18 protein-coding genes are annotated in these 21,014 nt (G+C 44.7%); 6 read left to right on the top strand and 12 right to left on the bottom strand.

Going from position 1 to position 21,014, the window contains the following annotated elements; genetic code table 11:
- Positions 1 to 15 precede the first annotated feature (15 nt).
- Complete coding sequence (gene norR, locus RJD38_RS17810; RefSeq protein ID WP_065546764.1) at positions 16 to 1,584, bottom strand: nitric oxide reductase transcriptional regulator NorR; 1,569 nt, start codon at positions 1,582 to 1,584, stop codon at positions 16 to 18.
- Between the two features lie 233 nt (positions 1,585 to 1,817).
- Here norR and norV point away from each other — a divergent pair, with 233 nt between their 5' ends.
- Complete coding sequence (norV, locus tag RJD38_RS17805; protein WP_065546763.1) at positions 1,818 to 3,371, top strand: anaerobic nitric oxide reductase flavorubredoxin; 1,554 nt, start codon at positions 1,818 to 1,820, stop codon at positions 3,369 to 3,371.
- Between the two features lie 14 nt (positions 3,372 to 3,385).
- The gene (norW, locus tag RJD38_RS17800) at positions 3,386 to 4,564 is read left to right on the top strand and encodes an NADH:flavorubredoxin reductase NorW (protein ID WP_065546762.1); all 1,179 of its coding nucleotides are present in this window, start codon (positions 3,386 to 3,388) and stop codon (positions 4,562 to 4,564) included.
- A gap of 198 nt (positions 4,565 to 4,762) precedes the next feature.
- Here the strand turns inward: norW and RJD38_RS17795 are convergent, their stop codons facing one another.
- From RJD38_RS17795 to RJD38_RS17770, 6 genes are all read right to left on the bottom strand, one after another.
- Positions 4,763 to 5,212, bottom strand: coding sequence for a DUF2809 domain-containing protein (locus RJD38_RS17795; protein WP_005595267.1), 450 nt, complete (start codon positions 5,210 to 5,212; stop codon positions 4,763 to 4,765).
- The gene (gene creD, locus RJD38_RS17790) at positions 5,202 to 6,611 is read right to left on the bottom strand and encodes a cell envelope integrity protein CreD (protein ID WP_367971667.1); all 1,410 of its coding nucleotides are present in this window, start codon (positions 6,609 to 6,611) and stop codon (positions 5,202 to 5,204) included. The genes RJD38_RS17795 and creD overlap by 11 nt, the downstream gene beginning before the upstream one ends.
- A 119-nt stretch (positions 6,612 to 6,730) precedes the next feature.
- On the bottom strand, positions 6,731 to 8,173 hold the full coding sequence (creC, locus tag RJD38_RS17785) for a two-component system sensor histidine kinase CreC (protein ID WP_065546761.1): 1,443 nt from the start codon (positions 8,171 to 8,173) through the stop codon (positions 6,731 to 6,733).
- Positions 8,170 to 8,907, bottom strand: coding sequence for a response regulator (locus tag RJD38_RS17780; protein WP_065546760.1), 738 nt, complete (start codon positions 8,905 to 8,907; stop codon positions 8,170 to 8,172). Before RJD38_RS17780 ends, creC begins: the two co-directional genes overlap by 4 nt.
- Before the next feature lie 259 nt (positions 8,908 to 9,166).
- Positions 9,167 to 10,492: a sensor domain-containing diguanylate cyclase gene (locus RJD38_RS17775; RefSeq protein WP_065546759.1), complete on the bottom strand. Its 1,326-nt coding sequence runs from the start codon at positions 10,490 to 10,492 to the stop codon at positions 9,167 to 9,169.
- A gap of 337 nt (positions 10,493 to 10,829) precedes the next feature.
- Positions 10,830 to 11,735 carry a LysR family transcriptional regulator gene (locus RJD38_RS17770; protein ID WP_065546758.1) on the bottom strand — a complete coding sequence of 302 codons (906 nt, stop codon included), beginning with the start codon at positions 11,733 to 11,735 and terminating at the stop codon, positions 10,830 to 10,832.
- Between the two features lie 137 nt (positions 11,736 to 11,872).
- Here RJD38_RS17770 and RJD38_RS17765 point away from each other — a divergent pair, with 137 nt between their 5' ends.
- On the top strand, positions 11,873 to 13,570 hold the full coding sequence (locus RJD38_RS17765; RefSeq protein ID WP_156785369.1) for an amidohydrolase: 1,698 nt from the start codon (positions 11,873 to 11,875) through the stop codon (positions 13,568 to 13,570).
- Between the two features lie 92 nt (positions 13,571 to 13,662).
- On the opposite strand, the gene RJD38_RS17760 is transcribed toward RJD38_RS17765, so the two are convergent.
- Positions 13,663 to 14,160 carry a hypothetical protein gene (locus RJD38_RS17760; protein ID WP_005595257.1) on the bottom strand — a complete coding sequence of 166 codons (498 nt, stop codon included), beginning with the start codon at positions 14,158 to 14,160 and terminating at the stop codon, positions 13,663 to 13,665.
- Positions 14,157 to 14,708 carry a DUF3592 domain-containing protein gene (locus tag RJD38_RS17755; protein ID WP_367971666.1) on the bottom strand — a complete coding sequence of 184 codons (552 nt, stop codon included), beginning with the start codon at positions 14,706 to 14,708 and terminating at the stop codon, positions 14,157 to 14,159. The genes RJD38_RS17760 and RJD38_RS17755 overlap by 4 nt, the downstream gene beginning before the upstream one ends.
- 51 nt (positions 14,709 to 14,759) lie before the next feature.
- Between RJD38_RS17755 and RJD38_RS17750 the strand changes: the two genes are divergently transcribed.
- Positions 14,760 to 15,968 carry an IS4 family transposase gene (locus RJD38_RS17750; RefSeq protein ID WP_032073033.1) on the top strand — a complete coding sequence of 403 codons (1,209 nt, stop codon included), beginning with the start codon at positions 14,760 to 14,762 and terminating at the stop codon, positions 15,966 to 15,968.
- A gap of 87 nt (positions 15,969 to 16,055) precedes the next feature.
- Here RJD38_RS17750 and RJD38_RS17745 read toward each other — a convergent pair whose 3' ends face one another.
- The gene (locus RJD38_RS17745) at positions 16,056 to 16,535 is read right to left on the bottom strand and encodes a hypothetical protein (protein ID WP_005595254.1); all 480 of its coding nucleotides are present in this window, start codon (positions 16,533 to 16,535) and stop codon (positions 16,056 to 16,058) included.
- A 144-nt stretch (positions 16,536 to 16,679) separates the two neighbouring features.
- Positions 16,680 to 17,684, bottom strand: a complete 1,005-nt coding sequence (locus RJD38_RS17740; protein ID WP_065546756.1) for a CorA family divalent cation transporter — start codon at positions 17,682 to 17,684, stop codon at positions 16,680 to 16,682.
- A gap of 172 nt (positions 17,685 to 17,856) precedes the next feature.
- Here RJD38_RS17740 and kch point away from each other — a divergent pair, with 172 nt between their 5' ends.
- On the top strand, positions 17,857 to 19,065 hold the full coding sequence (gene kch, locus RJD38_RS17735; protein WP_005595250.1) for a voltage-gated potassium channel protein: 1,209 nt from the start codon (positions 17,857 to 17,859) through the stop codon (positions 19,063 to 19,065).
- A 165-nt stretch (positions 19,066 to 19,230) separates the two neighbouring features.
- On the opposite strand, the gene RJD38_RS17730 is transcribed toward kch, so the two are convergent.
- The gene (locus tag RJD38_RS17730; protein WP_065546755.1) at positions 19,231 to 19,962 is read right to left on the bottom strand and encodes a nucleoside phosphorylase; all 732 of its coding nucleotides are present in this window, start codon (positions 19,960 to 19,962) and stop codon (positions 19,231 to 19,233) included.
- A 306-nt stretch (positions 19,963 to 20,268) separates the two neighbouring features.
- Here RJD38_RS17730 and RJD38_RS17725 point away from each other — a divergent pair, with 306 nt between their 5' ends.
- Positions 20,269 to 20,949, top strand: a complete 681-nt coding sequence (locus tag RJD38_RS17725; RefSeq protein WP_065546754.1) for a Crp/Fnr family transcriptional regulator — start codon at positions 20,269 to 20,271, stop codon at positions 20,947 to 20,949.
- Positions 20,950 to 21,014 lie beyond the last annotated feature (65 nt).

Below are 21,014 nucleotides of genomic sequence, written 5' to 3'. Positions count from 1 at the left end.
TTCCGTTGCGACGACTTACTTAATCCCCAAGCGTTTGGCTAAGCGGTGCAAGTTGCCGTTATCAAGCTCAAGCTGCCTAGCGGTAGCAGCCCAATTACCTTTGTGTTGTTCCAATGCTTGTAAGATTACTCGTTTTTGGAACACATCGGTGGCTTGTTTTAAGCCTCCTTGTCCAGCAAGTGTTTGCATCATTCTTTGGCTGTCGTCTGCTTGTTGACTCTCGCGTTGTGGTGCAAAACTACTCAGGTTATCTGCGGATGATGCTAATGTTTGAATATCGAAGTCTTGCAAAACCAGTTCAATATCCGCTGATTGTGTTCTTGCTTTCGCCAGTACACCAGCACGTTTGATCACATGCTCCAACTCACGCACATTCCCCGGCCATGCATACTCTTTCAGTGCTTGTACTAACGTTGACGCAAGGCGAATACTGTTCAACCCCAGCTTTCCGCGCATCTGCTCAGCAAAGAAACCCGCTAGCAGCAAGACATCGTCTTCACGTTCACGCAGTGGTGGCACGTGCAGTGGAAAGACACTCAAACGATGATACAAATCCGCGCGGAAACGCCCTGCTTTCACCTCGTCATGCAAAATGCGGTTGGTCGCGGCGACGATACGAGTGTTTACGCGAATATGGCGGTCATCACCGACCCGTTGAATGTCGCCATACTGAAGAGCACGCAATAACTTAGCTTGCAGCTCAAGCGACAGCTCACCGACCTCATCCAAAAACAGCGTACCGCCATCGGCAAGCTCGAACTTACCTTTTCGGTTACTAATCGCACCAGTAAACGCGCCTTTGATGTGACCAAACAGTTCGCTCTCAGCCACTGATTCAGGCAGCGCGGCACAGTTCAAATACACTAAGGTTTGGCTCGAACGATCTGAACGGTGATGAATCGCATTGGCGACCAGCTCCTTACCTACCCCTGTCTCGCCCAGGATTAATACTGATAATTCAGTATCCGCCACCGCATCGATCTGTTCTTGCAACGCTTTCATACCAGCCGAGTGACCGATGATTTCATTACCTAGCGTGCGAGCTTCTCGAATCGATTCTCGCGGTAGGCTAGCTTGTGTTTCAAGCTGCTCAAGGAGCAGTGCAGTATGTAGGCCACCTGCAGCCAACGCACTAATAAATCGCAACTCTTGATTCTTCAAACGATCAAATTGATTGGGATCAAAAGCATCAATGGTGATCGCGCCAATCAAGCGATCATCAATCAATAACGGTAAGCCAATACAGGAATGAACATGTAGTTTGTCTTCAAAGTTGGGGATCAACCCATCATACGGATCGGGCAATCCACTATCGGCAGGAAAACGCACCACATCCCCAGCGCGCGCGATCGCCTCTAAACGCGGGTGCTGTTCAATTGAGAATCGACGTCCTAACACTTCCTTTGCCAAACCATTAATTGCCAGTGGTTTAAAGTGCTGATCTTCAAACAATAACAATGCTGATGAATCGCAATTTAATACCTCACGAATGGTGGTCAGCAGCGTGTCAAAGCGCGCTTGCTGAGTCAGTGCTGAATTAAGATCTTGGGTAATGTGCAGCCATTGGGCGCTGGTTGAAGTCATAACAAATCTGCCTTTTGCGAACGAACAAGAAGAACACGCCGACTCGTTCATAGCTGTGTCACTTAGACAAGCATAGTGTCTAAATGACAAATTGCAACAATGTCAAAATGACACACAAAAACAACCGCGTAGAGATAAGTAATTGATAAATAATGAATATAAAAACTGGCACACTCAATGCAATAACTTAGTCAGTGAGTTTATTTATTTCGTTATTTTGTAAGGTAGTCATCATGACAATTCATGTTAAAAACAACATTCATTGGGTAGGTCAACGCGATTGGGAAGTTCAAGACTTCCATGGTACAGAATATAAAATGACTAAAGGTACCAGTTATAACAGCTACCTGATCCGCGAAGAAAAAACCGTTTTGATTGATACTGTCGACCATCGTTTTAGCCTGCAGTTCATCCAAAATTTAGAAATGGAAATTGACCTTAAACAGCTCGATTTTATCGTCATCAACCACGCCGAAGAAGATCACTCAGGCGCGCTTTCTGCGTTAATGGAGAAAATTCCTAACACGCCGATCTACTGTACCGAAGCGGCGATTGATTCAATTGTCGGTCACCACCACCACCCAGAGTGGCATTTTAAGACCATTAAAACCGGCGACAGCATCGATATTGGTAATGGTAAGCAACTGATCTTCATCGAAGCGCCAATGCTGCATTGGCCAGACAGCATGATGACTTACATCACTGGCGATGCGGTGCTATTTAGTAATGACGCCTTTGGGCAGCACTACTGTGACGAGCGCTTGTTTAACGACGAAGTGGATCAAAATGAGTTAATGGAACAGTGTCTACGTTACTACTCAAACATCCTTACGCCGTTTAGCAGTTTGGTAACGGCAAAAATCAAAGAAGTATTAAGCTTCAATGTACCCGTCGGCATGATTGCAACCTCGCACGGCATTGTATGGCGTGATAACCCAATTCAAATCATCGAGCAATACTTAGAATGGGCTGACGAATACCAAGAAGATCGCATCACCATTTTCTACGATTCGATGTCAAATAATACTCGCATGATGGCTGATGCCATTGCGCAAGGTATCCACGATGTCGATCCAGCGGTGGCGGTGAAAGTATTTAATGTCTCCAAACACGATAAGAACGACATTCTGGCTAACGTGTTCCGCTCTAAAGGTATCTTGGTTGGCTCTTCCACCATGAACAACGTCATGATGCCAAAAGTAGCCGGTATGTTGGAAGAGATCACCGGCCTGCGCTTTAAAGGCAAAAAAGCCGCGGCCTTTGGTAGCTATGGCTGGAACGGTGGCGCAGTCGATCGCATTCACGCACGTTTAACCGATGCCGGTTTTGAAACAGCGATTAGCTTGAAAACCAAATGGCGACCAGATGGTAAGGCAATGCGTGAATGTCGCGAACATGGGCAGAACATCGCCAAACTATGGGCGAAAAATGGCAATTTTAATGTCGCCAGCACATTCAACTCTATCGCGCCAACGCCTGCTGCTTCATCTGTGGATCTTGAGCAAGCAGTGAATAGCGAACAACCCGCTCTAGCAGAGGAGCACGCTTCGCACCCAGCCGATTGCCAATGCATGATCTGCACCGTGTGTAATTGGGTTTATGATCCTGCCCAAGGTGAACCAAATCAAGGCGTAGAGCCAAACACCGCATGGCAAGACGTGCCAGACTACTTCTTATGCCCAGAGTGTCATCTCGGCAAGGATGTCTTTGTTGAACACAGCCATGTCGAATATGAGAGTGACGAATATAAGAGCGTCGAATATAAAAGTGCTGAATGCACAGCGTAAGAGTGGTAAGAAAGATGACAGCACCGATTACGATTATTGGTAGCGGCTTTGCCGCTTACCAATTGGTAAAAACAATTCGTCGCCTTGAGCTACAAACCGGCGAGCCACCGGTTGCGATTAGCCTGTTTACCGCTGACGATGGCGCTGAGTACAACAAGCCCGATCTCAGCCATGTATTTAGTAAGCAGCAAACCGCCAGCGACTTAGTCATAAAAAGTGGTGAGCAATTTGCGCAGGAGCATAATGTTGTTCTGCACGCCAATAGCGCAATTGAACGCATCGATAGCCAAACTCAACAACTGTTTGTCGATGGTATCGGCTACTCGTACAGCAAGCTTGTCTTTGCCACTGGCGCATCAGCGTTTATACCACCGATGCAAGGTAATGCGCTCGATCAACTGATCACCCTAAACTCATTACAAGAGTACCAAGCGGCTGAAACCCGACTTGGTTTAGCCAAGCGCATCTTAGTGATTGGTGGCGGTTTGATTGGCGTTGAGATCGCCATGGATCTCGCCAGCAGCGGTAAAGCAGTTAACGTGGTGGAGCCAAATGATCGCCTACTCGCCAGTCTGGTTCCCGAATTTGTGGCTTTGCCATTAGAGCAGCAACTGCGTAAGCAAGGGATTGAGCTCACCCTTGGCGCTGCAGTTGAAGCCATACATTCCAATATCAACGGTGATGATGGCCTGTACGTCACCTTAGGTAATAGACAACAACTTAATGTTGATGCCGTGATCTGTGCGGCGGGGTTACGAGCTAATACGCAACTGGCGAAAGAAGCAGGCATTGAGGTTAATAAAGGCATTTGTGTTGATGCGCAGTTGCAAAGCTCGCAGCAAGGTGTCTATGCACTGGGCGATTGTGCTGAGATCCAAAGCCGCATGATGCCCTATCTGCAACCGATCGTATTAAGCGCTAACGTGTTAGCCAAGCACTTGTTAGGTCAAGAAGCGCAACTCACCTTACCAGCAATGATGGTGAAGGTGAAAACGCCAAGCTACCCGATCCAATTAGCGGGTAACTTCGAACAGGTTGCGAGTTGGGATGTGCAATTTACCTCTAGTGGCATCACTGCCAGAGCAAAGGATGAAAACGCTAATCTAGTTGGCTTTGTGGTTACCTCAGAGCAGGTATCGAAAGCCTTTCCATTGCTTCGAGAATTATCGCTAGCGCCAAGAAGCCAGGGGTAACCCAATAGAAGATTTCAAGGTACAAGGTACAAGGTAAACGGTGTTGATGATACAACACCGTTTTTTCTTTCAGATCAAAGCAATATTGGCTATGCGCTGTTTTTCTTTTCCGCCCAACGAATGACTTTCTCAAGCAAACTCTCTCGTACTCTTTTCCTATAGAAAATTTGGCTTTGAGCACTGGTACGAAGCGTAGGATTATCCATGTCTGACCTCCATTTTCACCATCCACCAGCACACCATTCCCCCAACTAAATAGGCGGCGAGGTCCCACCAATCAAACGTCGCGCCCAAGATAATGCTCAGCGGTGAGCCAGGCTCTAAACCCAATAACGCGGGGATTTTCAAGTACTGAGCTAATTCCACCATATAGGCAATAACAACCGTCATCACGACTATCAAACGCGCAGGAAAACCAACCACACAACGAATCGTGTAGTAAAGCCACACCACCACCAATACGTCCCCCAGCGTTGGCCGGATAAACTTATCATCAACAAACAAAGCAATGTTAACCAGTACCACCAGCCAACAAAGGCTAATCACCGCATAGCGCGCAGAAAAACGCAGGTAGGTAAACAGCCCTGCCCTATCATTACCAATCGGTTTCGTTGCCAATTGAGCTCGACTCTCGGGGTTAACTAGCATCGGATTCATTCTCATCTTGGTTTTGATATAGACCCTTTGGCTCACTCCTAACTGGCGTGTCATCATTCTTAATATCATCATGGCCTGAAGGGCGCATTCTCTGGCTACGCTCATACCAATCGACATTGCGCGTCAGCACCATCACTAAGCTAAGGATCGCAAAGCACAACAGCGTACCCATCAATAGAGCGTAACTTTCCGCTAGTAACAGGCCAAACAACAAGCCATAGAGCAGTAGTAAACTGGCACCAAACACCACACCATGCTGACTGTTTTTCAACATCCCGCCAACATAAATACTCAACAATCCGGTGGAAGCGAGTGCTGAAATCACATACGCCCAATTAAATCCGGTGTGCTCACTTAACGATATCAGCAACAAGTAAAACAGTGCTAACGCAAGGCCGACAAAACCATACTGGATCGGGTGCATCATACGCGCTTGGAACAGTTCCAGTAGGAAGAAGCTGGCGAAGACAAGTGTAATCACCAGCAGCGAGTAGTTTACTGCGCGATGAGACTTTAAATAGTGATCAACCGGATCAATCAAATCCACACCCATTTGGCGGCGTTCAAGCTCGTAGCACGCCGAAGAATCCGCCATGCAGCGCTGGAACAATTGAGTAATATTGGAAGAAAAGTTGTTACTCGCCCATTGCGCCGTAAAGCCAGCATCAGAAATATCCGATGAAATTGGCAAGTAATCACCGGTAAAACTCGGATGTGGCCACTCCGATGAAAGCTCAACTGTGGTGGTCTTGCCAATTGGCGTGACTTGCAGTTGTCCCATACCTTGCAGTAAAAAGTTGAGATCAAACGCTAACGGCTGGGCAATATCTAATTGTTCAAAATTGAGCGGAGTATGGAATCCTTGGGTGAATTGAGCGACATCCGTACCCGGAATAACCGAAATAGGCTGGTCACCAATGGTCATTTCATTGAGTTTCAGCAGTCCACGGCTATCACGAATACCCACCACTAAGCTGATCGATTTAACATTTCCGAGATGAAGGTGGCGCAATGGTCTCAGATCAAACTGGCCTTGTAGTTGAGTGTTAGCCTTGTACAAACGCGCTTGATAGATCCCACGATACTTGGCGAAACTGTCAAGATTGGCATTCATATCAAACGTTTCTGGCAACAGAAAGGCTTCACGTTCACTCAAATAAGCTTTGCCTTCGTGGGTATCCATCTCGGTATAATTGACGTGAATAAACGGGCCGATGATACGCTGTTCGCCACTGCTACTACGCGCAATTTCCTGCCTAACATTTTGTTGGCGATCGGCGCGTTCCGAGATCAGATTACTGACCATAGAGACAGGTATTTGTAACAAGACGAACAAAAAAAGCACAAATGCAAATTTCGTAACAATATGATTTTTAGTTATTTTTCCCACAAGGCACTCTCCTAAATTGATGTTTAGATGGTAAAACACCAATTTGGAGACTGAATGGAGCTAATGTGGAGATTTGATGGAGTTAGCGGTCAATAAACCACCAGCCAATATGTAATTGATTACGCCGTCGGGAGTTTCAGCGTCACTTTGACCCCTTGCGAGACATTTTCAATGATCAAGCTCGCGTTATGTAACTTCATCACTTGTTCGACGAAATTAAGCCCTAATCCGGTACTTTTTACCCCATTTGAACGCGGTAACGAATAGAAGCGTTCTGTGAGACGCGCCTGTGCATAATCTGGAATATGTGGCCCACAGTTGTAGATCGACAACACGACAAATCCATTTTTCTCCATCGCCTGCCATTGAATGTCTCCGCCTTGCTCGACAAAATCCAGCGCGTTATCCATCAGGTTAAACAACGCTTGTTTAAACAAGAAGGCATCACCCGAGATCTGAATCGGTTGGGCGATATCAATAGTACTCTGCACTGACTTAGCGACTAAACGAGCATCAGACGCTTGTACGATGTCATTGATCACCGAGCCAAGAACAATTGGCTCATGCACTTCCAACTGTGGTCGCTTTTCCAATCGAGCAAGCTCTAGCAACTTATCAATCAGCGATTGCATGCGGTCGCTTTCACGCTCTATGTTGTGAGCAAAACGGGTGATTTTTTCTGGCGGTAGTGGCATCTGTAAGATCTCACTCGCGCCTTTGATTGCCGAGAGCGGACTCTTTAGTTCGTGCGTCAGCGTTTGCACGTACTCCTCCACATATTGTTTACCATCCAACTGGCCGCGCATATTTTCCAACGCATCACTTAAGGTGCCGTATTCATAGAAAACGCGGAAGGTGGGTTTCACGACCTTTTCGCCTTGGCCCATTTTTTTTGCATAGTTTTCTAACTGATTCAGTGCCGAATGGATACGCCATGAGAACAAGGCTCCTGCCGCGAGAACCAAACCGCTCATCAACACCATCCAATACAATACATTGCGTTTGGAAAGATCGATAAATGGCTGAACGGAACGATTCGCTTTGGCCACCGTAACACTGCCGATGATTTCGCCATCATGATAAATAGGCGCAGCCACATGCATGACCGTTGAAGAAGGATCACTGGGGTTTTCAGTGGTACTGCGCGCGCCATATTGGCCACGCAAGGTTAAGTAAACATCATTCCATTGCGAATAGTCTTTACCGACATCTTGTTGCCAAGAATCGGCAATCACGATGCCTTGCTTATCGGTGATGTAAATACGGTGATTGATGGCTTTTTTACCTAATTCCCAATAACGCGCTTGCGGCTCACGTTGACCATACGCAGCGAGTAAGTTGGCAAAGCGGCTTTCTGAAAACTGCCCATTGGCGACGTCCTCTTCTGCCAACACAGCAAGCAAATTTGCCATATCAACCAAGGTTTCTTCGGTTGTTTGGCGCACAGTCGGCTTCAGTTCTCGGATCACCGTGGTGCTGACCATATAAGCCGTCATACCCACCAAGATGAAGTAGAGGGAGAAAAGTCTCAGTCCTAGCGGGATTTTCGGCCAGCGGTTCATAGCTCGCCCTGCACCAGATAGAAGTAACCAAACCCACGTTTCGTGCCGATCCGTTCAGCAAAACCAAAGGGTTTAAGTTTGTTGCGAATTGCCTTGATGTGGGTATCGATATTACGCTCATATACCGCTTCGACTGCCATATCAGCAGCGACCATCAACTGTTCACGACTGAGCACATTGCCACTGACCGTGATTAACTTATCAAGGATTTTAAATTCAACCGCTGTCAGGCCAAGGGGTTGACCACTGATACAGTAATCAAAGTTTTGCGCCTGCAAAGCATCGATCATAGAAATCTGTGATTCTTGCTTGGCGATTTGATCACTCGTTATTGGCGCGGGTGCCGATTGAATTTGGCTTGTTGCTTGACGCGCTTTAATGCGTAATTTCACCCGTGCTACCATTTCACGTGGGCTGAACGGCTTAGTAACATAATCATCCGCGCCAATTTCCAGCCCTACCACCCGATCAATTTCATCGTTTCGAGCGGTTAAGAAGATGATCGGAATAGCGGAGAAATCACGAATCGTTTTGCACAGTTCAAAACCATTACCATCAGGTAAGCCGACATCCAACACCAACAAATCAGCAGTGTTCGCTTGCAGAAAAGCCAAACCTTCACCCGCAGTCGCAAACCACTGGGTTTGGTAACCATCCATTTCTAAAACATGAATAAGGTTGTCAGCAATCGCTGGCTCATCTTCGATAATGACAACGGTGAGTTTATCGCTCAATGTCTTGGCTCCGCTCTATTCGTATTGGGGAAATTTGGCATTCTCATGGCAATATATCGAACTTTTCCTATTGAATAGCCGAGACAAAAACCAACGTTAAACAGTATAACGTCTAAGGAGAGCGATGCCGACCAGCAATCGATCTACTATCTGCAATAAATGACGCTCAGTCGATTGTATTCTCGGTATAAACGACACATCAGATAGTGTGATGCTACTCATTGCCTCGTGATAAATGCTATAGCCTTAGCTGATAGGTTTAACCTTTCAGGCAAACGCGATTTCGGCCAGTTCGTTTTGCGTCATAAAGGGCATCATCAGCATCACTCAATGCCGTTTCCATGCTATCAACCGCACTAAAGCAGGCAATGCCGATACTCACAGTGACATTGATATGTAAATGTTTGATAAAAAATGGCGCTTTAGCTACCGCTTCTCGAAGATGTTCACAATATTGCTGAGCTTGATGTTGATCGAAATGGGGCATCAACATGACGAACTCCTCCCCCCCAGTTCGAGAAAGCGTGAACTGAGCATTCATATTTGCCGCGCAAAGCTTGGAGAACTGGACTAACACAATATCACCGACTTCGTGGCCATAAGAGTCATTAATGTTCTTAAAAAAATCGATGTCAAAAATCGCAACAGCCCCTGAAACATTCTCTTTTTTTAAGGACTCAAAGCGGGTTTCTAAGCCTCGTCGATTGAGTAAGTTAGTAAGAAAGTCCGTATGAGCCTCTTTTTGGAAGTTGTAACGAGCCTCTTCCGAGCGGCGATATTGATTAAAGTATTTAATCGGTGATGTAATTAATAAAACCACCAACAATAATGTCAAAAAAACAACAAACCTAGGCAACAAACCTGCATCATCTGGTGATATCGATATTTGCCAATTAGTATTAAATAGAGTGATAACCCCCTTGTGAACTTGAGAATTTACAACACCCTTTTCAATAACCGTTTTATCATAGTAATTTGCATTATCAGGATCATAACCAACAACTTTGTAGTTACATACATGATTGCTCTTCAGTATATTATCGAGAGAATTTAAAATTGATTCCAAATAGATAACCGATGAAGAAAAACCAATAAATTTACCTTCATCAGAAATTCCTTTACGTAAAATGAATGCTCGTTTGTCATTTTGAACTAACGTTACTGGCCCAATAATTGTGTTAGTGCTTCCTGAAATTGATTCCATCGCACCTAACTTTCTACTCTTATCTTTCAACACATTATGGCCAATCGCTCGTTTGTTTTCCTCATAAGGATACACCAACTCCACGACACCATTTGGCAGGTACAGTAAAGAATCGACATGACTGTAAGTCGATAGCAAAGTTTGACTCAATTTATTGAACTCGGCAAAAGAAAGGTAATTATCATCTGAAAGTACAACCATTTCTTTTAATACTTCAGAGGTAATTAATGCGTCACTAAAAAACGACTTCATCGCTTTATTTAGTTCATTAATGATCCGGTTTGATTCTTTTTCATTGTTGATTTTGCTGAATTCCACAACCAAAAATTCAGTTAATATAAAAATCAATATTATGAATATGGCTTTCATCGTTCTATTCATTACTACCATTCCAAGTAAAACTGCTTTCTACATCATTAATCCATACTTAGAATCCATCTAATGATTGTCGCACTATCTTCCAATTGATAGAACTATGCTTAATGCCAGCAAAGAATAGGAGATTATACGTACAATTGAATATCAAGCGATAATTATAACCAATCACAATGACAAAAGTTTTTTATCGTTCTGATGAGATTATTTATCGATCGAATTGATTGATCGAGACGATCGAGTTTGTTAATTAAAATTTTTACTCGATACGATGAGTTTTTTGACTGATAACTGCGTTACAAACGGCATAAACGTCGCCCTATTTCCTCAACCCGTTCGATCGCTACTTAAGCGAACTACGAGCTATTTCCACTATCCAAGCGATGGTGTCGGAATATACCGCTTGCTCATCTTTACCTATCGGGAAAAACACATTCAATGAAATTAATCGGCTATCACGCATCTCTTTCAACTTCACTTCCACCAGCTGGCCAGACTCGACATAACCATGCATGTATTCCTCAGGCATTGCTGCCCAACCGTCGTGCTTAATCAACTCGCACAACAGATCGTTATTACTAACCACCTGCAACTTAGGCGATACCTTAGCAAAGGCGACATCCATACTGAGGAAGTTCTCGGTAATATATTGGGTTTGGTTTTGTAAGTGATGAATAGTGGCAAAACCACCATCGAGTGCTTTAGCATCATGCAGTCGTGAGTCTTTTCCAGCATAGCACTTCATATGCAGTGAGCCTAACGTCACCCATGTCACTTCTGCTTCTGGGAATAGCATGCCTCTGTCTGGCATTAAAGCGAGATCGGCTCGGCCATCTTGCAGCATTGCAAGCGCTTCAGGGCGCGTTCGATGCAGCCAATTCACCGCTAATTGCGAATAGCTCGCTTTGATTTTGTGTTCGATCTCGATCATTAAGGTAAGCGGCACAATCACATCATGAACGATGTTAATCGTGTGCACCTCACACTCAAACAGGGCCTGACTATAACTGTGTAGCTCTCTATTTTGCTTCTCGACGACCTTGGCATGAAAATAGAGTTGGCGAGCTTTATCATTGGGTAACGCTTTACGCCCATCAATAGTAAACAGCGCGTAACCAAGCGTATCTTCATAGGCAATAACATGCTCTCTCACCGTGGTGCGAGATTTTCTTATTAGTTTTGCAGCGGCACTGTACGACCCTTGCTCGTAAACGGCAATAAAGGCATTTAACTGTTCCAAGGTATGCATCTTCACTCCACGATGTGACTGATCACCCAATTTGAACGGGTTACCCTATCAAACTCGGCTTTCTTGTAAAGAAAACCTCAGTAAAAATAGAGCTAACTTCAAACAATATCAGTACTGGCTTCATGGGAGATAAGATGATGACGAACAATAATTACAAACTCCGTTTCACGCCAATCGTACTTGTAATCGCTTCGAGTTTTGCCGTTGCAGGTCCCGATCTTATTTTCACCAATGGCGATATTATCACCGTCAGCGATGAGCAACATCGAGTAGAAGCGATTGCGATAAAAGATGGTAAAATACACGCGATTGGTAGTAATGCCGATGTTCTCAAATACCAGACAGATACTACTCAAATACGCGATCTCCACGGTAAAACAGTCACGCCCGGGTTTATTGATGCTCATGGCCACTTTGCACAATACATCCCTCTGATTGAGAGCGAGTTTTTGTACCCTACACCGATGGGGAGCATAAATTCCATTGATGATATTAAGCAGACCATACAGCGCTACTTCGCTCAACCTGAACTGGATGACAGCATCATGCATGTCGCGTTTGGCTATGACGATGCCGAACTGACTGAAAAGCGCCATCCGACCAAGCAAGAGCTGGATGCCTTCACCCAAGGCTACAATTTCTGCGCGGTACATATCTCTGGTCATTTAGCCAGTTGCAACAGCAATGGTTTAGCATTTATCGGCTTTAGCGATGACACGCCGAATCCAAATGGAGGGGTTATTCGTCGTGATGCGAATGGTGAGATGACAGGAGTACTAGAAGAATCCGCTATTTACCCTATTCTTGGCCATCTACCTGCTATCACCGAAGAGGACGCAATTCGTAAATTTAGCAAAGTTCAAGATATGTTTGCCAGTTATGGCGTCACCACAGCGCAAGAAGGCCTAGCAACCTTACCTACCATTAAGATCATGAAAAACATGGCTGAAAATGAGTTACTTAAAATAGATATGCTGGCATACGCAAAGTGGGTTGATCTTGCTGCGGCGATCGAAATACTGCCTATGAAAGCGACCATCAACGGTTTTACTCTGGCAGGCGTTAAATTAGTCGGTGATGGTTCACCACAAGGTAAAACCGCCTACCTTTCTTCACCGTATTATGAGCCACCACACAGCCATGCATACGACTATCATGGCTATCCGGTATTAACTCAAAAAGAGATGAACCAATGGGTTGATATCGCTTATCAAGCGAATGCACAAATCCTTAGCCACAGTAATGGTGACGCGTCAGCCGATATTTTACTCAATGCGGTCGAAAAAGCCGACAGTAAATATGGCAAAGAGGATCGCCGTACTGTGGTCATTCACGCGCAAACCACACGCTTAGATCAAGTAAAGCGTATGAAGCAGAATGATATGATCCCGTCTTTCTTCCCAGCTCATACTTATTTTTGGGGCGATTACCATCGTGATTCGGTATTAGGCCCATGGCGTGCCTCAAATATCTCACCAATGGGTTGGGCCAATTCGGTAGAACTGCCCTTCACTATCCACATGGATGCGCCAGTGTTGTTTCCAGATATGATGACCAACATGTGGTCTGCGGTAAACCGTGTAACTCGTAGCGGCGACACGCTTGGCGAACATCATCGAATTTCCGCTTATCAGGCACTGGAGTCAATCACCAAGATAGCCGCTTATCAAAATTTTGAAGAGCAAGAGAAAGGTACTATTGAAGTAGGTAAACGCGCGGATTTAGTGATCCTTGATCGCAATCCACTTGAGGTTGTACCACAAGACATCAAAGACGTTCGAGTGTTGGAAACCATTAAAGATGGCAAAACGATTTATCAGAACGAGAGCATTTAACGCTTAACTTGATAGTAACTTCTGATCAAAGCACAAACGACTACGGCTGCCATCGCAGCCGTATCGGTGTATAACTCAAATTAGAATAGCTCTTAACCCTTTTTCAGCCACTCATCTTGACGCTTTAAAAGCTGATACAACTCTGAAGAATCTTTAAACCACTTAAACTGATAAAATTGATTATCCGAGAAACGTACCTTGATACGCGGAACACCGAACCATTGACTAAGAGTCGCACTCTCTATGTCATCCAAGCTTTTCTCGAATGTATAACCCGATGAAGCTTGATGAAATTTAAGCCTATTCTTATTAATTGAAATGACTTCACCACGATGACAATCTAAATCGCCACGTGACTGTTTTTCAATCGTGCTTAATGCCAAAAATAGCGAGCCAAATATCAGCGGGCCAAACCACGGATGAATAGCCGCTAACCATGCCGGTTCAAAATAGTAAATAAGTCCGCAGGAAAGCAGCATCAAATATGCCGCTTTGGTACTGTGCTTAATTCTGCTTTCTAACCGCGCTTGATCGCATTCAAATCTAACCGTCATTACAAGCTTGTCCAAATCGAACTTCGCATTATTCACTCGTCCCAAAACTCTTGGGGTTTGACACGCATCAGTCGGTACATCACATACAAGACGACGAGCAAGACAGAACCGAATACCGCAGGGAAAATCAACATAATCAAATTTTTTGTCGGTTTTAAGACTGCAGAGCTATGGCGTTCTGGGTTGTAATAGACATCAACCATCTCCCCTTGAGGGAACTCAGCGGCGAGGGCTTCTGCTTCTTCGAGCGAATAGTCGGGAATAATCCCTGTGACATCGTTCTTGTCTTTCTTGTGATAGATCTCATCGTCAACGGTATACACATATTCAACACCGACGTTGTAATACACGTGATCGCTACTGGTACTGTAGTAGCGTTCTAACCAAGTATCCACCACCATCCCTTTGGTTGTCGGCCACTCAAAAGAAGCATTAAACTGATTAAGTAAATAAAGAGGCCCAGCGACGCCGATAATACACATCACCAATACCATCCAGAGTACACCTGGGACTTGTGAAAGCCTTGCACTGAGGAATCCCCTAATGATTTTGATAAAAATCATAAATTTAAGGTAGATGCACATCTTGTCATGTGATCAAATGGTTCTGAGAAAAATCAATAACCAGACAACAAGATGTGCGAACTCGATATTTTACACGACTCTCTTTACCAATTCTGCCCTGAATTGCACTTAAAACGACTCAACAGTTTAACGCTGGCTTGCCACGCATTACTTGAATGTAAAACGCTCACTCTTACCGAACTTGGTCGTAACCTGCCAACGAAAGCCAGAACAAAACATAACATCAAACGAATCGACAGATTGTTAGGTAATCGTCACTTGCACAAAGAGCGACTCGCTGTATACCGTTGGCATGCCAGCTTTATCTGTTCAGGTAATTCGATGCCCATTGTTCTTGTTGACTGGTCTGATATTCGTGAGCAAAAACGGCTTATGGTATTGCGGGCTTCGGTGGCACTACATGGTCGTTCTATTACTCTTTATGAGAAAGCCTTTCCGCTTTCAGAGCAATGTTCAAAGAAGGCTCATGACCAATTTCTAGCCGACCTTGCAAGCATTCTACCGAGTAACACTACACCGCTCATTGTCAGTGATGCTGGCTTTAAAGTGCCATGGTATAAATCCGTTGAAAAGCTAGGTTGGTACTGGTTAAGTCGAGTCAGAGGGAAAGTGCAATATGCAGATTTAGGTGCGGAAAACTGGCAACCTATCAGCAACTTACATAGCATATCCTCAAGTCGCTCAAAGACTTTAGGCTATAAGAGGTTGACTAAGAGCAACCCAATTTCATGTCAAATTGCACTGTATAAATCACGTCCTAAAGGCCGAAAAAATCAGCGTTCGACACGGACTAATTGTCATCATCCGTCACCTAAAATCTACTCCGCTTCGACAAAAGAACCATGGGTTTTAGCGACTAACTTGCCCGTTGAAATCCGAACACCAAAGCAACTTGTTAGGCTCTACTCGAAGCGTATGCAAATTGAAGAAACCTTCCGAGACTTGAAAAGCCCAGCCTACGGTTTAGGCCTCCGTCATAGCCGAACTAGCAGCTCAGAGCGCTTTGATATCATGCTGCTAATCGCCCTAATGCTTCAACTGACATTTTGGCTTGCTGGAGTTCATGGTCAGAAACAAGGTTGGGATAAGCACTTCCAAGCTAACACTGTCAAAAATCGAAATGTACTCTCAACAGTGCGCTTAGGGATGGAAGTTTTGCGGCATTCTGGCTACACAATAACGAGGGAAGACTTGCTCGCGGCTGCAACCCTGCTTGCTCAAAATCTATTCAAACATGGTTGTGCTTTGGGGAAATTATGAGGGGATCCCTCAGAGCCTTGCACCTATCACTGCGGTTTTCCTATTTTCTCATTGGTATTTTTACGATAAGTGCCATTAAAGGAGACACTACTCACCTTTAAGGTGCAGATAAATTCGATGCGTATTATCGGCGTTATCGACGGTCGCCTTGATCACTTGACTTGCCGCAACAGAGAATAGACCCGAAAGGAAGATACCAAAGCCCGGCAACATGGCACTAAACATGATTCCATAGCTCCAGATATACTGATCCATCGATTGAACCGAACCTGCCAGCATATTTTCCAAGCCGACAATCACCATCAGCCAACCAATGACGCCGATAATTTTTCCGACCACTAGGCCTGTTTTGTATTTTGACTGGTAATCCATCTTCGCCGTGGCTGTCGTTTGCTGTAGCTGCTTAGCCTTTAGCAAAGCATCACTGGAATCCTCAGCATCCACTTGTTCCACAATTACCTTGTATCCCTCCAGCCGAAGAGCCTCTAGCTCACTTTCAGCATCTACTTTATTGAGTTTTACGGCAATTTGAATATCTGATTTTTCTAATATGGCAAAACAACTCATAATCAGCCTGAATATCCTTTAACGAACGAAACCATCACGTCTATAAATCAACGCAATGATGTAATGTGAAACAGAATAATGCTGACGTTTGAATCAATATGCAACAAAAATCAATGACTTAATCTAAAATGGTAAGGGAAACTGTTAGCGCCTAAACCGGATCGTTTTCAAACGGCGATACAGCGTGATCCATAAGGTAATTGCCAATAACAGCATACCCGCAGTGATTGCCCAAAATCCCCATGGGTTATGGGTATCCGGGATCCCACCCACATTCATTCCCAATAAACCAGACACAAAAGTGAGTGGCAGAAATACCGTCGCAACAATCGTCAAGCTAAAGCTCGACTGAGACATCGCTTCAGAGAGTTTGGTGTTATCGAGGTTTTGCAGCATATCGATACGCGATAGTAAGTCGTCCAGATTATTCAAATGCAACGTGACATGGCTGGAAGCTCTCACCAATGCACTTTTATCTTCACTGTCGATGAGTAAACTAGGATCTTCAATTCGAATGAATAAGGTGTTGCGTAATACCGTGAGTATCCGCCTCGTTTTGCAGATATCTCCCCGTAGTTTGAGTAATAAACTCGAATCAAACGCTTCACCGGTATCAAAGTACTGATCTTCAAGTACGGCAATTTGGTCCGAGATGGTAAAGGTGACTTTTTCAATATGATCTATCAAGTTATTGATGATATGACAAAATACATCCATCACTTTGGCATCATATTGCTTCTCTCTTTCTACCGATGAAGAAGCGTCATGCTGGGGGGCAGCCTTCTCACCTGAGCATGCACTTTCCAAGTATGCGTAGGTTTTATCTATCGCTATAACAGGATGATAGCGAATCGTAATAATCCGATGAGCATCAATGAATATTTTTAAATCCACCAAACCGATAGGATTGATGGTTGGCTTTTCACCACTGACTTTCAGTGCGATTAACACACTGCCATCATGGAGATTGCGATGATTGACGAAGTTCTCTCGCTGCAAAAATGCCACCAACTCTTCCGAGAGCTGACTCTGTGAAATAAGCCACTCTTGATCTTCTGGTTTTGATAGATCGACATCTATCCAACACGTTTCTACTTGATCATCGATACTGTTTGATACTCGGTTTTTCAGTCGTGTGATTATCGGCATTTTGATCCTTAGCTAATATCTAGACAGAGCTTAATCGAGATTGCCTGTTCGTAACTTGTTATTGTGTATTACAATTAAGACAATGTCGCTCTCTCTTATATACTAGCAGCTATGCTATCGCCGTTATGGCGCTATAGTCTGGTTTCGTAATCATTTATTGGTGGTCATTGCCTTGAACATTCCTTCTCTACTCTGGAAAAAATGGGGCGAATTTTGGCGAAAATTACGTCATGTTTTGGTCGCATTTGCGGTCTTCATTAACGGGTTATTAATTCTTGCCAGCGTATGGGGCTCATCACTTAACCTTATCGGGCTATTTCAAGTTAAGAGCTTTGCCTCGATAAATTGGGCTAACATTGCCAATGGTCCTTGGTTCTTGCTTGGCATTTTCTTAATGATCAATGCGTTTGGCTTATTATTTCGAGCCCGCATTGCTTGGGCCGTCAGTATCGTACTGTTATCGATCTCACTCGTGTTTACGTGGCACTTCTTCCCGGAACTAACCCATAGTCTCACCCTTGGCATCGTCACCTTAATCAGCTTATTGCTACTGGGAAAAGACTTCCATCATTCCAGTGCCACCGCTGGTGGGATCTTCGCGTTTATCAGTTTTACCGTCCTGCTGTTTTATTCCACCTACGGCGCACTCTACTTTGGTCAGGATTTTCACCCAGCCATCACGGATTTAACCACCTCGTTTTACTTCTCGATTGTGACGATGACAACCGTCGGTTATGGCGACATTGTCCCGATCAGTGAACCTGCTCGTTTATTCACGGTATCGGTGATTATTGCGGGCATTACTGTCTTTGCCACTTCCGTCACCACCGTCTTCGGCCCTTTAATCAGAGGGGGCTTGAATCGATTAGTTAAAGGTAATCAAGAGAAAATGAATAGAAAAGATCACTATATTGTTTGCGGAACATCTGTACTGGCTATCGCCACGGCAAACCAGCTTCTCGACCGTGGGCTTAACGTAATGATTCTGACCAGTGAAGCAGAGGAAAATTTCCCTAAAATTCAACAACGCGCCAGCCGTAAGTTGGATATCATGTCCGGTGATTGTACTGATAACACCGTCTTACAGTCAGCAGGAATAGAACATTGTCGCGCCTTACTCGCCCTGACTGATGACGATGCCGATAACGCGTTTATTGTGTTATCAGCACGCGATCTCTACCCAGAAGCGAAAACGGTGTTAGCGGTCAATGATGCGAAAAATATGAACAAGGTGAAGCAAGTCAAAGCAGATGTGGTCTTGTCGCCGTTACTATTTGGCAGTGAAATATTAGCCAGCGTCATGTCTGGAGAACCGCTAGATAATGACCGATTGGTTTCGATGCTGCTCAATTCAGGCCACGGGTTGTTTGATAATAAATAATCGTCTTTCTCTTCACGTAAACGTTGTACAGAACGCGGGGCCATCACATGCACGACAAAGGCTGCCACTTTGTCGTGCATGTGATAGTGAGGTGTCACGTAAGGAGACTAATTGCCAGCTCTATTATCCGTTGTCATATACTCTGGTGGTATGTGACATCAGCCTTTACGACTGTGCAATCAATGCTTCTAACGCGGCGAGTGAGGCAAGTTTCTCACCTTGCATCATACTTTCAGCCTCATTCACGTATTGATCGACCCCTTCTTTAACATCTTGCTGATACAACACCACATTGTTGAGCACTGAGGCCACCTTGATTCCACGTAAGCGCCCAACCGCAAATAGAGCTGAGGTTTCCATATCTGCGCCGAGAATGCCTTTCTTGTTCCAATACTGGCAAATGGATTCTTCTTCATCGGTATAAAAACTGTCATGAGAACGCACTACACCAAAATGACACTGGGTTGATTGAGCAGCTAGATAGTCATCTAACGCTTTTAATAGTGAGAAACTTGCGTAAGCCGGGTATGCGGCCTCAACATAGGCTTTTGATCCCCCTTCATCACGGACAGCCCCTTCGGCAATAATCAATTCGCCGAGTTGAATTCCTTCTTGCATTGCCCCTGCCGAACCCACACGTACGATATGGGTCACTCCGCACTGTTTCAGTTCTTCTACCGCAATAATCATTGAAGGCGCACCAATACCGGTACTGCATACCGACACTGGAACACCCTGGTATTGCCCACTAAATAAACGGTACTCACGATTCTCCGATACCATTTGTGCCTCGTCAAAGAGTGAGGCAATACGATTGGCGCGGTCAGGTTCACCACAGACAATAACCAAAGGAGCAACTTGCGTTGCATCGACGCCAATATGGGGCTGTTTAAGCATGGGGTTCCTCTTATTCTGTTTTCAGTGACTCGTCATGTGACCGCAAACGATTGGCGGACACTCTCTTACCAAATTTCCCGTCGCGGCATATCGAAGTCTAGTGATAATGCGTTTAAACTAGCGCAATATTAGGCGAATTACTCCGTGATAAAGGAGGACTTTTGTCCTACCAAAACACTTTAAAGCTATTGTAATTGTTAGATTTCACGAGAATGTGAGATTGATATCAGTGACAAAAAGTAAAGGTCGTTCGTCAGATGAAAGTTGGCTTAGCGATCCTCGTAAAAGACCAGGCATGAGACCGCAATGAGAATCAAACCAGCCCCAACCGGGCGCTTTAAATCCCTACTTGAGCAAAAAAGCTCTGCGTTTCGCGCTTTTATCTATCAATGTCAGGTTGGAACTCGCTATTTCAACACCGGCGAAGCAATTTTGACCCAAGGCGAACCATTGGATCATATCTATGTGGTGCCTGCGGGAAGGGTTTCGATGAGTATTCTCGCCGCCAATGGACGTCGCTTTCAACTCGGAAAAGCACATTGTGATGATCATATTTTTGGCGAGATGGAGTTTTTCACCCAAACAGCTTGTCAGTGGAATGTCGTGGCCGATGAACATATGCAGATTGACATCATCTGTATAAAAAATCTCACCGAACTGCTGCATCAACAACCCGAGATGTTATTTTTCTTTGCTTCTGCATTGGCTGATGACTATCAGGATTCTCTAGATATATACACTAACCGCTTGCTGCATCCCATTTGCTATAACATTGCTTATGATTTGTTAATGCAACAACGTACTACTCCGGCACTGAATGGTTTTGATAAGGTGAATCAAGAAGCAGAACGGTTCGGTACGTCAGGACGAGTTTATCGCCGCGCAGTAAAAACTCTGATGGATAAGAATCTGGTTCGTAAAGGGGAACAAGGGTTAGAAATTGTCGACGAACAAGCACTTAAAGCATTTATCGATACTCACGAATAAGTACCAATCACACTCAATAAAAAGCGCCACCTGCGTAATGCAAGGTGGCGCTTTAGTTTGACGAT

Origin of the sequence: Vibrio scophthalmi (assembly GCF_040869025.1) — a bacterium.
GTDB classification, from domain to species: Bacteria; Pseudomonadota; Gammaproteobacteria; order Enterobacterales; family Vibrionaceae; genus Vibrio; species Vibrio scophthalmi.
The sequence above is the reverse complement of the archived record's forward strand: the minus strand, read 5'-3'. Positions and strand labels throughout refer to the sequence as shown.

Bases quoted from the DNA above. Each gene is read 5' to 3' on its own strand.
- RJD38_RS17765 (WP_156785369.1), top strand. From the start codon at position 11,873: ATGACGAACAATAATTACAAACTCCGTTTCACGCCAATCGTACTTGTA.
- norW (WP_065546762.1), top strand. From the start codon at position 3,386: ATGACAGCACCGATTACGATTATTGGTAGCGGCTTTGCCGCTTACCAA.
- RJD38_RS17750 (WP_032073033.1), top strand. From the start codon at position 14,760: ATGTGCGAACTCGATATTTTACACGACTCTCTTTACCAATTCTGCCCT.
- RJD38_RS17775 (WP_065546759.1), bottom strand. From the start codon at position 10,492: ATGAATAGAACGATGAAAGCCATATTCATAATATTGATTTTTATATTA.
- RJD38_RS17795 (WP_005595267.1), bottom strand. From the start codon at position 5,212: ATGCTAGTTAACCCCGAGAGTCGAGCTCAATTGGCAACGAAACCGATT.
- RJD38_RS17730 (WP_065546755.1), bottom strand. From the start codon at position 19,962: ATGCTTAAACAGCCCCATATTGGCGTCGATGCAACGCAAGTTGCTCCT.
- norR (WP_065546764.1), bottom strand. From the start codon at position 1,584: ATGACTTCAACCAGCGCCCAATGGCTGCACATTACCCAAGATCTTAAT.
- RJD38_RS17745 (WP_005595254.1), bottom strand. From the start codon at position 16,535: ATGAGTTGTTTTGCCATATTAGAAAAATCAGATATTCAAATTGCCGTA.
- RJD38_RS17770 (WP_065546758.1), bottom strand. From the start codon at position 11,735: ATGCATACCTTGGAACAGTTAAATGCCTTTATTGCCGTTTACGAGCAA.
- creC (WP_065546761.1), bottom strand. From the start codon at position 8,173: ATGAACCGCTGGCCGAAAATCCCGCTAGGACTGAGACTTTTCTCCCTC.
- RJD38_RS17725 (WP_065546754.1), top strand. From the start codon at position 20,269: ATGAGAATCAAACCAGCCCCAACCGGGCGCTTTAAATCCCTACTTGAG.
- RJD38_RS17740 (WP_065546756.1), bottom strand. From the start codon at position 17,684: ATGCCGATAATCACACGACTGAAAAACCGAGTATCAAACAGTATCGAT.
- norV (WP_065546763.1), top strand. From the start codon at position 1,818: ATGACAATTCATGTTAAAAACAACATTCATTGGGTAGGTCAACGCGAT.
- RJD38_RS17755 (WP_367971666.1), bottom strand. From the start codon at position 14,708: ATGTGCATCTACCTTAAATTTATGATTTTTATCAAAATCATTAGGGGA.